We start from the raw sequence: 12760 nt of genomic DNA on the forward strand, positions 1-12760 counted from the left end.
AGTCGATGACGTTGGAGGCTGGAACGGGTATTGTGGACCTTCGGGGTGCGGTGGGAGGCACGACGCCTCTGAGCAGCCTGACGATCGGAAGTGCGGGCACGGCCAAACTGAATGACGCGACGACCACCGGGGCTCAGAGCGTGACCGCCGGCACCATCCAGACCAATGGCGTTCACACGACGACGACCAGTGAGATTACTTTAACCGGCACCGTGGTCCTGCAAAACAGTACGACCTTGAGCACGGGCAGTGGCGCCGGCAATATCACCGTAACAGGCGCGATCAACGGGACTTCAACCGGCACTCAGTCGCTTACCTTGACGGCCGGCACAGGCGATGTGCTCTTCCAGGGAAGTCTGGGTGCAACGACGACTTTGAACAGCCTGACAATCAATAGTGCCCGCGATGTCACTTTCATGGGAACGGTAAACACCTCGGGCGGCCTGACTCAATCCTCCGGGACCGGTACCAGCACTTTGAAGGGAGGAGCCGTAGGCGGCGCCTTGAGCCTGACCACCAATGCCATTACTGTGGCGACCAGCACGCTCACCACAGTCGGGACCGCCGTTTTGAACGCACAGAATGCGGTGTCCTTTAATGCCGATTTGAATGCCACGGCCAACACCATCTCGATTCTTGCTAACCAGGACGGAGCGGGCACGGAAGGGTTTACACAAGCAAGTGGTGTTTCCATAACAACGACGAACAACACCTCGTCCGCCGTGGCTATCACCGTGAATACCTCGGGAGGCGGCACGGGCGGCGCGACTTTGGGAACCATCAATGCGGGCTCGACACTAGGGCAAGTTACGGTGGCCGTTAATGGAGGAGGGGTGACTGACTCCAATGGTGTCGGCAACAATATCAGCGCCTTTAAATTCGTTGTGACGAGCGGAACTGGTCTCGTTTCCCTGGATACGACGGTGACCGAATTCGACATAGTCTCGACCACCGGAACCGTGTCCATCACGAACGTCCTCTCCACGGCAACCACGGTAACTCGTATGAATACGGGAACCGGAAACCTGACCTTCAACCAGTCGGGCGGAGGGAAGCTCAATGTGATCGAGATGGTGGCGACCTCCGGCGATGTGCGGATCGATAATACGGTCAATGTCAGCGTCGATGAAGTGGGGGCCACTGGACAGACGATTACGATCAATTCTGGTGGAGACATCAAGGAATTCGGAGCGGATTCCTTGGTGGTGGATCTTCTCGCCACCACGATTGTTTTGAATGCTGTGACGGACATCGGTGAAACCACAAACTTCATCGAATACACCTCAATCAATCCAATTATCACGAATTCAGGCACGGGCAACGTTTTTGTGCAATCCGTTCCGTGAACCGTTGGGAAGCTGTTTTACATTAACATGTTGGATGCGATAGAGGGCGATACTGCTGAAAAGGTGCGGGAATCGGGTGTCTCAGCCCACAGTAAGCCAGATTTAAACTTGACGAAATCAGCAGCCGGAAGGAGAATAGTCCGGGCAGTGTTAAATTCTTGACTGCTATACAGAGCTGAATAGTGTCAGTAAACATAAACATAAAATGGGAATCGGTATTAACAAGACCCAAAAGGCACTTTTGATAGCCGCCCTCGTCCTAGGAGGAACTATAGCGACGAATGCGCAAGTCACGGTTGCGGTGGGCGGGGACGAGGTGGGCAAAAATTTTAACGATGCCAGTATACCGGAGTTCACCTTTGATTTTTCGGGAAAGGGAATCTCCGGAATTGCCTCAATGGAGTTGAATCTGACTATGAGTTATACAGATACAAATTCACAGGGGAGTGGACCTTCCAACTTGTCAGCCAGTCTGCAATCTCCCAATGGCACCAGTGTGGCGGTGTTTGCTACTCTTACCGGCAACAATCAAACAACAGTTAATTTTACTGAGACCGCCAAGTTTCTTGATAATGGAATCGAGTTGCCGGCAAACAATGCAACTTACGACGGGAGTTATGCCCCCAGTTCTCTCTTTAGCGGTTTTAATAGCTTGAGTTCAGAAAATATCAATGGCACTTGGAAGCTTCTATTGGCTGATTCAGCCGCCATTGGATTAGATAATGGGAATGTTAATTCAGCCACTTCTTTAACGATTACGGCGGTGCCTGAACCGTCTGCCTACGCGGCGATGATGGGATTGGGAATGCTGGGATTTGCCGCGTTCCGACGCTTCCGTGCACAGAGCGCTGCCTGAAGAAGTATTTTTAGATAATTTCAAAAGAAAGCCATGGTGAAAACCGTGGCTTTTTCTTTGTACGGATCAGATCACGATTCTCTCTATTTCATCCAGGGTGATTTGATCTCCTGACCGGTCGTAAAGCTTTGTGGTTCTGGGAGATTCGTGAGCAGCGATGGCCTGAGCGTTCTCCAGGGTGCCTCCGTTTTCCATGTAGACGGTGATCCCGGTGGCCCGGAAGGTGTGGCAGCAGGTGGCTTCCGAAATACCGGCCGCTTTGGCCCGACGCTTGATCATGCGGTAGACATCGACCCGATGCATATGGGATTCGGTTAGCTTTCGGGTTTTCCCCCGGGAAGTTCGAAAGAGGGGACCGTCCTTGTCATTTTTGATTCCGGCAACTTCGAGATAAGCGTCCAGGTAGACTTCTGCATTGTGGTGGGCGGGTACCTCGTGAAATTTGCCTCCTTTCTCATGCAGACGTATCCACCAGCGCTTTCCGTTGGGATAATAATCCCGACCCCGCATTTTCACCACGGCACCGACCCGGGCGAAACTGTAGACCATGATTCCGATCAGGGCCCGGTCTCTGAGCCCGATGACGTTGGAGAGATCGATGCTGTCCAGGAGGCGACGGGCGTCTTCTGCTGAGAGAACCGGAGTTTTTCCACGTTTGACGATATGTGTCGGTCCACGGACCGAAGTGGCTGGATTCACGGGAATGACCTGGCCGATGACCAGCCAGTCGAAAAACATCCTTAGAGCGGCCAGATGCTGTTTGATCGTGGGGTCTGACCTTGGATGTTGCTCGATGTAGGCCGCGACGACGATCGGCTCGATCTGATTCAGTGCGGTGATTCCCTTGAATTCGCACCACTCGAAGAACTGGGCAATCGCCTGAGCATAGGCGATTCGGGTATTTCGGTTCCGGATGGTGACGGCAAAGAATTCCAGGAACCGCTTCTGAGCCACAGAACCGGCCTCAGAAACGATTTGAGGCATCTGACCTAACCTCCGGGGCGTCTGAGTGTTTAAATGCGCTGTAATGCCGTTTTCTTCGTCCACAGGACTTATCAGAGTTCTTAAGCTGATCCGAAAATTGCACCCGCGAGGTTTTCAGCAGTTGATTTCAGCTTTCGATCCAGAATTGCTACTGATGCCTTCCGTCTTCAATGAGTTCGCGGATGCTGAGATCGTCCCCGAGAACTGCTCCTTTCCTGAGTTTATCAATCTCAGTGAAGACCTCTGAAATGCTCTTCAGGTCGTTTTTTGAGACAGGACTTAACTTCGCCACCGGACGCCCACGTTTGGTGCGTTCCGAGAAATGAGCCTTTGCTTCAGAGCATCCAACGGTCTTCATGGGATGCGACCCTAGTCGTCAAAATATTGAATGGCAATATATTTAAGCAGCATAAGGGACGTTATGTAACTCTTTAATAATAGTCCACTCGCTTTTCAAGCTCACGTAGAAAATTCAAGCGGCTTCAAAACAAAAAGGACCCGAAGTTTGATCTGGAGAAAATTGGTTTGCCCGATTTGCTAGATTAAGTAATTCGTTAATTCAATTTATTGCGGTCTCTTCCTTTTTGAGATATATAGAATTTTCAATACCCCCCAATTTGTCTGATTCGAAAATCAAATATGGCCGTTTAAAAGCAAACCAGAACTCATGACTGGCAGACGAAATTTAAGAACCAGAAAAACAACATCCGCAAAGGTCGATGAATCGACTCTGGAAATCAAACTCAGGCCGATGAACTTCAAAGTCGATCCGAAGTTCGTGAAAGCATACAAGCAGTTCGCTCTCGATAACGACGTGAAGCTGGTCGATTTGCTGAAAAAGAGCTTCGATATCTGCAAGCAACATCCGGAATCGTTTAAAAGCGTCCACGACATTTGGAAATGAGGGACACCATGAAGCAAACAAAGTTGGAGAAAAAAACCAAGACAGAGATCAGAGCTCTTGTCCCGAAGGATTTTCTAATTGGTCCAATTTTTGCGGCGAGCAGGCAATCCGGTTCTCGCCAGGTAGTGGTCGGTGATCGCGAATACACCATTGGCGGATTTCATCCGATTCATCAATCCAGGAAACCGCCGGCACTTGATGTGAGACATGCCCGCCTCTGCTTTGCCATTTTGAGCTTTCGGGACATTTTCTCCGAGACATCGGAATTTCATTTTTCTTTCAACGAACTTTGCAAAAGGTACGCCGGCAGTAATGGCGGACGATACAGCAGAGCTATTGGCGACCTCCTGGGCGACTTGATGGATACTTATTTTCAAATCCGTGATTTGACCACTCAGATTTCTCACGTTTACCGGATCCTGGAGCGGATCGACATCGAGAAGCGTCCCATCAGAAGAAAGGACTCTCAATTGGCCACCTCCGACCAAACCGAAATGTGGTTCCACGGTGTTTCAATTGCTCCCGAGTTTTTCGGATTGCTCAATAACATGAAGGAGCTTCAGTACATCAAGCTGGAAGTTCTGACCTCCATCCGAAGTCCACTAGCCCAGGCCATTTATCTCTACATTCCCAGCCGGGCTCATCATCACAGTAAAAATAACCCTTTTGAAATCACTGTAACCAAGCTCTTGAATCAGGTGAGTCACCCTGTCCCGAAATACAAAGCACACAGAAAACTTCTGGTGACTCAGAACCGAACATCCATCCTTTCTCAACTTGATGGCACAGAGACCCTCCTTGGAACCTTTCATGTGAACATGGTCGAAACAACCGATAAGAAAGATTACAAGCTTCAAGCATGGATTAAAGTCTCAGAAAAAAAATCTCTGTCGCCCGGAACAAATTCAAAGCTCATCCAGATGTTCCTGGATAAGGGAATTACCCAGAAGGAAATCGATAGGCGACTTCAGAAAACCCAGCCACTGGACAGCTACGAAATTGAGCTTCTGGAAATGGGAAAAATCAATGTGTCTGAAATGGAGAAATTTCTGGAGATGGCAAGGGCACTTCTTGGAGAAACGAAATTTCATAATCTGCTCGCAGAAGCCAAGTCGGATGCCTTGGAAAATACGCGCTCATCCAAGTCTCCAAATCACCGCTTGTCGCACCGGATTATGGAGGCGGCCGGAGGCCGATAATTTTGATATTATTTCCTTCTTGAAAGCATTTAGGACGGAGGCCGTGTAATGAGAAATAAAGGGAAACATTAAAGGGAAATAAATGGGAGCATTTTTGTGAATAGTGCAACATGTTCAACACAAACTACTTACAATGTTTTTTCGACTTGTTTTTGAATTAGTTGTCCAAACAATTGAATTAGTTGTCCAAACAATTTCGGCCTTTTGAATTAGTTGTCCAAACAATTGAATTAGTTGTCCAAACCCAAATCAAAGTTATTCACAATCCAAACTTCATTAGTTGTCCAAACAATTGAATTAGTTGTCTATACCCTTAATGCGTTTTTTTAAAGGCTCTGAATGGACCTGAATTCCTCTGAGTTTTCCAAACAAAATCCGACTTGAGAAAACATCGATTTCTCGAAGATCCACCCCACCGTGAGAGGCGGTAATACAGTGACTATCCGGGGCCGAAAATATCCATGATTCAGTGAATGCAAACTCCGATTGATATGTGGCCTCTGATACGAGTTGATAACTCAAAACTCTTCGAATTTAAATTCTAGACAACTACATTTAATGTAGTTACATTATGTAGATACTTAAAATTAAGCGAAAAGGCTACAAACGTTGGAATTTGAATGGAATGAAAAGAAGAATCTAGCCAACAGAGAGAAGCACGGGATTACCTTCGATGAAGCGGCATTGATTTTTGAAGGACCGACGTTTACGAGAATCGATGATCGCAAAGACTATGGAGAAATCCGGACGATTAGCATTGGGAAGTTGGTCGAAAAGGTTGTGGTGACAGTTATCCACACCACGAGGGATGGCCGAATCCGTATTATTTCAGCACGTTTGGCTAACCGTATAGAAAGGAAGAAATATAATGTCTACTGTTCGAAAATCACTTAAAGAGCTGTCCATATCAAAAGAAAGATTGGGGCAGTTAAACTCTATTCGCGATAAGGACATCGACTACAGCGACATTCCCAAGCTGGACGAAGACTTCTGGAAGAAGGCTGAACTGGTAATGCCGTCCGGGAAAAAACAGTTAACCGTTCGCTTGGATGCAGACGTTTTGGCGTGGTTGAAAAGTCAGGGCAAAGGATACCATAGCCGTATTAACGCCATTTTGCGGTCTTATTATGTAGCCCATAGGGAAGAGTCCCGCTGACTTCCCTCCAAGGGTTGATACACCCTTCGCAGTTTTCGGGCGGTGTTTACATCCATACCGTGAAACGAAACATACCGGGATTACCCTGTCCTTCCCCAATAGACCCTGATCGTAGCCTGCATGAAGGCGTTCAGACGTCTGAATAAAGAGAACAGCACAAAGTCATGGGTCAGGCCACAGCCTTTGTTCTGCTCTTCCAAACGAGGAGTTTTCCCGGCCTTCCAATCTTTTCAAAACCAAAGGAGAGCAGGGGGGAATTCGATCGCATTTTACGCCAGTTCCAACCGCTTTATCCTGATAGATCCTGAATTCAAACGGGCTTGGGCCAGATCATATGCAGTCTGCATTGCAAGCCACGTATCGGCTGTGCTTCCGAATGCTTGCTCAAGACGAATTGCCATCTCCGGTGATATTCCTGCCTTACCGTTGATTACTGCACTTAAAGCTGGACGGCCAACTCCTAAAACCTTCGCAGCTTCGGTTACCGTCAAGTTCAACGGCTCCAAACAAGCATGTTTAATGGAGCGTCCGGGGTGGGGTGGATTCTTCATCGGCATTATTTTATTCTCCTTTTCCTAATGGTAGTCCAGTAGATCGACTTCGTAGGCGTTTCCGTTCTCAAAACGAAATATGACCCGGAAATTTCCGGACACTTTAACGCTCCAGAACCCTTTCAGTGCTCCCGTGAGTTTATGCAATCGATACCCGGGAAGATTCATGTGCTGAGCTTCTTTCGACACATCGAGTTGGAAAATAATCTCCTCAATTCGATTAACCTGGGCCGGTGGCAATTTGCTTCTGTCTCCTTGTTCATAAAGACGCTTCAAACCGCGATGCCGAAAACTGTTGATCATTTTTCACTTTATTATTTCCATTGTATCGTGTAGCGCGTCACAAGTCAGCAGTAATCCTAAAATTGAGAACGAGAGACTTCAAGGCGGAGACGTGAACAGGAGCAATCCAAAAGACAGAAAAAGAAAGCGGAAAAGCACAATGAATATGAAATCCGTAAGCAAGAACTCGCTAGAAATAAATCAGCTGCCGTCTAGCTCGACCCCATCCGATCAGCTTCTTTGAGCATATGGCCGAGTATCGTCCCAACAGATTTATGTGCGGTTCGTGCACGAATGGCGACAATCCTCATCGGGTGATGGCTTGAGTGTCACACTTTCCGAGGTTCTAAAACTCCATGCTGAATGAACGAAAGCAGGCTGAGTTTCCTGATAGGAATGCGTATGGGTGTAAAATCACTAGTTCTAATACGATAATTTACTCAGGGTCATACGATAATCTACTCAGGAATGTCTTTGTAACTCGTTGCTAATAATGTGGTTTCGGAGCCCTAAACTATAAACTTGTACTTTAAACAATAAACAACAACAGTCTCAGCCTGTGTTGTTGTGATTTTGAGGGAGTTTAAAAATGGTAAAAGAAAAAGTAAGCGAAAAGAAAGAGACGGTGGAAGAACAGCTGAAGCTGTTCCCTGGTTTCGTTGCTTTCACCGAAGGAAAGGATGAACTCAACATTGCTGAATTCCCCATTGCCGCGCTTGCCAACCGTCTCAATTCAGACATCAAGACTATCACCTACGAGGACGAAATCACCGACGCAAAAACCGGAGAGCTCGTTCCAAGGAAACTCGTCATCACGGGCTCGGACGAATACGGACTTCCGACTTCCTTTGACGATGAAGTGATTCTTGGCCTCTTGAATCTGAGTCGGATACAGGGATTCATGGAACGAGTGGTCACTTTCAACCGCCACCAGATCATTGCGGTGCTCGGTTGGTCAAACCAGGAATACTATTACGATCGCATAAAGGAATCGATAAACCGGTGGCTCGGAGTCTCGTTTTACTACGATAATACCTGGAGGGACAAAGGCGAAGGCACATGGGAAAGTGGCGGATTCCACTTGGTGGACAATGTAACCTGGGGCAAAAACGGCGAGCCCTCGACGGTGACTTGGAATGAGAAGATTTTCGAAAGTTCCAAACAGGGCAACCTAAAATCCCTGGACTTGGAAACTTACAGAAAACTCCATTCCCCAACAGCAAGACGCATCTACTGTTTCCTGGACAAGAGGTTCTTCCAGAGAACGCATTGGAAATTCGACCTCTCACATTTTGCTTACAACAAAATCGGACTCAGCCGCACGGCCTACAAGGATATGGCACAGCTCAAGCGGCAACTTAAACCGGAAATCGAGCAATTGGAGGCCGCTCAAATCATCATGCCCTGTCCCGTCGAAGATCGATTTACAATGATTGCCAGGGGTAAGTGGAACATCCACTTCCAGAAATTTTCAAAGACACCTCGAGACCCAGTGAACATTGAGATCGAGGAAGAGGAATCGGAACTCGAATCAAAGCTCGTCTTTCACGGCGTGGGGCGCACTCAGGCACGTAAATTACTCGCTCAATTCGGAGATGATCAGGTGAAAGAGCGACTGGAATGGCTCGACTACCGGATAGTGAAAAAGGACACAGGAGGCATCAAATCGATTCCAGCCTATCTGGTAAGCTCTATCACCGATACCACCTTCACCAAGCCGGATGGATTCAAGAACGAAAAGGAGAAGGCGGATGGGGAGGCTCAGAAAGCCGCCGGCGCGAGGGAGAGGGTTCGGGTTGCCCAACGGGAGGAACAAGAGGATAAATCCCGTCAGGAGGCTGCTGAAGCTGAAATGCGGACTGCTGAGGAATTCTACGAAACCCTTCCGAAACAGAAACAATCAGAAATCAGAGAAATCGCACTGGATGGCTGCATGTTCGATACCCCTTCAATCCGAAAAATGCTGGTATTCGCCAAGGTGGCCGAGATGCTGAAAAATGGAGAACTCACGGTTTTGTAGCCAACATTTGTAGGCATGGTCGATTACCCATCATTTCATCTTCTGGGCTCGCATCCCTTATCGTTTTGCCTTCTGATTCTGAGCTCGCATTCGACCCATCGTTTATTTTGTAAATCATTCTCCGACCGCTAAAAAATAAATTCGCTATGCTCCCCTCTCCGAGTCTACAACATAATAAAAATCAGGGATGATGGGTGAATTCAGCAGCAAAGGCTGATCCTTCTTTTCGGATCTATTGAAATCGATCATGAAGTGGACAGATAAATTAGAAGAAAAAAAGCGGAAGTTTGCCGAAAAATTCGCGGATGCTTCGATGTTGAGCAGACTGGTCACCGTCGCTTTAAATGACGTCGGTTTTCGAATAGCTCTTATGATCTCTCCTCTGATTATAATTCTTCCCCTTATCAGCCTCACGAAGATATGGACGGTTTCTCCGGAAGGATTCAGCCCCATCGTTGAAGTAAGCCTTCTGGATCTTGCGCAGGCATGGTCACTGAAACGAAATGCTGTTTTGGAAGAGAAGGCTGAGAACTGGGAGAAATCCTATCATGGATGGCGTTCAGCCATGTTTAACAATCTGGCAAACCCCGAACTGGTTGAAGGCACCATCCGGACAGGAATGAAGCGGGAGGCCTCGAAGCGTGACTACGCTGTGGAGTTGCGTTTTTTCAACTGGCTTTTCCAGCTTACAAACACGAATTCAACTTATTCCGGCTTGGTTAATGATTTTTACCAGGACTATCCCAACCACAGCTTTCTTCTGAACTATACCGAATCCCTCGAACCGGATGAGCAATCGTTCGACCTTCAGAAATCCTACCTCAAGGCTTTGTTTGAAACAGGTAAAATTCAGAAATTTGATGAGCAATGGAAGCGGTTGGAAAAAAAAACCGAAATCTCCGAAGACAGCGAATTGGAGATGTATCGTGCCGCTTATTTGATGATCTGGGGCTCTTCTCTGGAAAAAATGGAATCTCAGAGTCTATTGAAAAAAAACCAGAATATTTCCGAGTTGTGGCTGAGCGCCAATCAGCTTCTGTTGAGAGTCGCCGATTACAGAAAGGATCCGGATCTCTATGATGACTCGCTTCAACAGCTCGATCTGATTCAGGAGGGTTTTATCCTGCCTCATGCCGGCTATTGGATGTTGCTGGGTGCCCTCGGAAGAAACGCGGAGGGAATCCGCTTGGCAAAGGAATACAACCGGGATCCCTCTTCTTCGATGGAGACCTTGTCTTTGGTGAGAGCATTTCACGCTTTGAAGGCGACGGAGGAATCGATCGAACTGATTGAAGAGTATAATTCAAAGTTTTCGTTCAATTCGAATATTTGGATCCTCTTCGCGGATATTTTTATCGAGTCAGAAGAATGGGAGAGCCTGTACGGATTGGCGCTTCAGGGACGGGGGGATGTCCCGGATAGCGCGGAACTGATTGCTTACTCTCATTTTCTCCAGGGCTTGGCGAACTACAAACTTGATAAACCGGTGGCCGCCTCGCGCTCGATCGAGGAATTGGATCAGCTTAAATTCAAGGATTTCAACCTTCTCATGAAGATTGCCCATGGCTTGAACTCGATCGGATACACCGAAATGTCACAGGCCCTGTTGCTCGATACGGAATCGGACACCCCCAAAACCCTCAATTACTGGATTGAATTGATTTCAGCCTCTGCCGGGAACAAGGATTCAGAATTCTTCCTGAAAGCTACAAAGGAAGCTTACCAGCTTAATTCGGAACGAAAGGATCTGGTCAATAACTATGCCGCAGCGCTTTTGATCACTCGACAGAGGCCCGAAGAAGCCATCAGCTTGACTTGGACCCTGTTGAACGCCGCTCCCGAGTCCTATGCCTTTAAGATCAATCATGCTTCCGCTCTGCTCCAGAACCAACGACTGGATGAGGCAGAAGAAATCTTTCAAACAATGGATTCCGAGCGAATCATCGCCTCGGCCATGGTCTCAAATTTTCATTACGTCAGAGCCGATCTGATGTTCAATCTGGGGAATTACACTGCGGCAGCCGGGTCGGCGGCACAGGTGGACGAAAAACACCTTTTCGATGCCCAGAAAGAATGGCTGAAACAACTGCTGGAGTCCCTTGATCAGCATGAAAGGTAGGGCCCGCTGTCCCAGCGCGCCGAAACACTGATACCGGTAGGGCCCGCTGCACTTCCATTCGGTTAAGGATCTCTGATCCCCCTGAAGCCGGCCGCGCTGAGGCCGGATGTGGTTATTAACAATGTGTTCTTTCATGATCCGGGGTCGACGCCCCCAGCTTCAGGTATGTTCATACTCAGGATTCTGATCGGGCATCAGATTCGCGGTAAGCTTGTTCGAAAATATCGCTTCCACCTACCTGGTTGGTTTTCCGGAAAGCTGGAGTCGAGCAACATTATTTTTTTGTTTTAACATTGTATTTACGGGGTTGTTACACGAAAATGCAATGTATGATAAGGCGGTGGATTACAACCCGACTTGAACAAACGGTGCAGCGTATGCCTGCTGTAGCCCTCTGGGGGCACGGCAAGTCGGGAAAACCACTCTTTCACAAGCCATTGCTCAAAATCGTCCATCCATCCACCTGGATCTCGAAGCGCCGGAAGATCTGGTAAAGCTCAATGATCCGACAACATTCCTTTCTCAGCACAGCAACAAACTCGTCATTCTGGATGAAATCCAGCGTGCCCCTGATCTGTTTATGGTTCTGCGAGGTCTGATTGATAAAAACCGTCGATCAGGGCGCAAAGGTGAACAATTCCTGTTTCTGGGGTCAGCCTCCATGGATTTACTGCGGCAATCATCGGAAAGTCTTGCGGGTCGTATCAGCTATATCGAGATGACCGGCTTAAATTTACTGGAAGTTCCCGCGCAGCAGTCGGCAGACATCCGAAAGCTCTGGCTGCGTGGAGGTTTTCCCGACAGTTATTTTTCGGAAACGGATGCGTTCAGTATGGACTGGCTCGAAAATCTGATCCGCACCTATCTGGAGCGGGATATTCCTCAACTGGGATTCAGAGTTCCCGCCGTCAGACTTCGAAGACTCTGGACAATGTTGGCGCATCTTCAGGGCGAGACTGTCAATTTTTCGAAACTGGCAGGCAATCTGGAAATTGATGGAAAAACAGTCCGTCACTACCTCGATATTCTGATAGATCTGCTTCTGGTGAATCGTCTTGAACCCTGGCACGCCAATGTCAAAAAACGCCTTATCAAATCACCACGTTTCTATATCCGGGACAGCGGTATCCTCCACAGACTGCTTGGGATTTCCAACTTCGATGTATAAACGCCAGTCGAAGAGTGCAGCGGGGGGCAGTCGAATACTGCAGCACTTGGGTTAGATTTAGTTGCATCTGGTATTACGGTCAAGATTTCATTGAAGTCTAGTTTTCCGGCAGGTTTTCATCTTCCATTCCGGAGACGGAGCGTAGCGAAGTCGGAGGGATGGAAGATCGATCCTT

Annotated in this window: 12 protein-coding genes and 1 pseudogene; 9 read left to right on the forward strand and 4 right to left on the reverse strand. The window is 48.0% G+C overall.

Annotated elements, in window-relative coordinates:
* Positions 1 to 11 precede the first annotated feature (11 nt).
* Both EYQ01_09605 and EYQ01_09610 read left to right on the forward strand, forming a co-directional pair.
* Entirely contained in the window at positions 12 to 1346 is a 1335-nt protein-coding gene (locus EYQ01_09605; GenBank protein ID HIE66040.1) for a hypothetical protein, read from the forward strand.
* A 205-nt stretch (positions 1347 to 1551) separates the two neighbouring features.
* Positions 1552 to 2202, forward strand: coding sequence for a PEP-CTERM sorting domain-containing protein (locus EYQ01_09610; GenBank protein ID HIE66041.1), 651 nt, complete (start codon positions 1552 to 1554; stop codon positions 2200 to 2202).
* 66 nt (positions 2203 to 2268) lie between these two features.
* Here the strand turns inward: EYQ01_09610 and EYQ01_09615 are convergent, their stop codons facing one another.
* Positions 2269 to 3186, reverse strand: coding sequence for an integrase (locus tag EYQ01_09615; protein ID HIE66042.1), 918 nt, complete (start codon positions 3184 to 3186; stop codon positions 2269 to 2271).
* Positions 3187 to 3334: 148 nt separating this feature from the next.
* Positions 3335 to 3544 (reverse strand): type II toxin-antitoxin system prevent-host-death family antitoxin, encoded by a 210-nt coding sequence (locus EYQ01_09620; GenBank protein HIE66043.1) that lies wholly within the window; start codon positions 3542 to 3544, stop codon positions 3335 to 3337.
* A 309-nt stretch (positions 3545 to 3853) separates the two neighbouring features.
* Here EYQ01_09620 and EYQ01_09625 point away from each other — a divergent pair, with 309 nt between their 5' ends.
* The 4 genes from EYQ01_09625 (at position 3854) to EYQ01_09640 (ending at position 6445) form a co-directional block, all read left to right on the forward strand.
* Positions 3854 to 4090, forward strand: coding sequence for a hypothetical protein (locus EYQ01_09625; GenBank protein ID HIE66044.1), 237 nt, complete (start codon positions 3854 to 3856; stop codon positions 4088 to 4090).
* Between the two features lie 8 nt (positions 4091 to 4098).
* On the forward strand, positions 4099 to 5289 hold the full coding sequence (locus tag EYQ01_09630) for a hypothetical protein (protein HIE66045.1): 1191 nt from the start codon (positions 4099 to 4101) through the stop codon (positions 5287 to 5289).
* Between the two features lie 609 nt (positions 5290 to 5898).
* Positions 5899 to 6183: a BrnT family toxin gene (locus EYQ01_09635; protein ID HIE66046.1), complete on the forward strand. Its 285-nt coding sequence runs from the start codon at positions 5899 to 5901 to the stop codon at positions 6181 to 6183.
* Positions 6158 to 6445 carry a 3-oxoacyl-ACP synthase gene (locus EYQ01_09640; protein ID HIE66047.1) on the forward strand — a complete coding sequence of 96 codons (288 nt, stop codon included), beginning with the start codon at positions 6158 to 6160 and terminating at the stop codon, positions 6443 to 6445. The genes EYQ01_09635 and EYQ01_09640 overlap by 26 nt, the downstream gene beginning before the upstream one ends.
* Before the next feature lie 269 nt (positions 6446 to 6714).
* Here EYQ01_09640 and higA read toward each other — a convergent pair whose 3' ends face one another.
* Positions 6715 to 7002, reverse strand: coding sequence for an addiction module antidote protein, HigA family (gene higA / locus EYQ01_09645; protein ID HIE66048.1), 288 nt, complete (start codon positions 7000 to 7002; stop codon positions 6715 to 6717).
* Positions 7003 to 7020: 18 nt separating this feature from the next.
* Entirely contained in the window at positions 7021 to 7299 is a 279-nt protein-coding gene (locus EYQ01_09650; GenBank protein HIE66049.1) for a peptidase, read from the reverse strand.
* 568 nt (positions 7300 to 7867) lie between these two features.
* Between EYQ01_09650 and EYQ01_09655 the strand changes: the two genes are divergently transcribed.
* The 3 genes and pseudogenes from EYQ01_09655 (at position 7868) to EYQ01_09665 (ending at position 12585) form a co-directional block, all read left to right on the forward strand.
* On the forward strand, positions 7868 to 9298 hold the full coding sequence (locus tag EYQ01_09655; protein HIE66050.1) for a hypothetical protein: 1431 nt from the start codon (positions 7868 to 7870) through the stop codon (positions 9296 to 9298).
* Between the two features lie 247 nt (positions 9299 to 9545).
* Positions 9546 to 11417 (forward strand): hypothetical protein, encoded by a 1872-nt coding sequence (locus EYQ01_09660; protein ID HIE66051.1) that lies wholly within the window; start codon positions 9546 to 9548, stop codon positions 11415 to 11417.
* 320 nt (positions 11418 to 11737) lie between these two features.
* Positions 11738 to 12585 (forward strand): annotated as a pseudogene (locus EYQ01_09665) (ATP-binding protein).
* The last annotated feature ends 175 nt before the right edge of the window (positions 12586 to 12760 follow it).

This window comes from Candidatus Manganitrophaceae bacterium (assembly GCA_012960925.1).
In the GTDB taxonomy this organism is placed as follows: domain Bacteria; phylum Nitrospirota; class Nitrospiria; order SBBL01; family JAADHI01; genus DUAG01.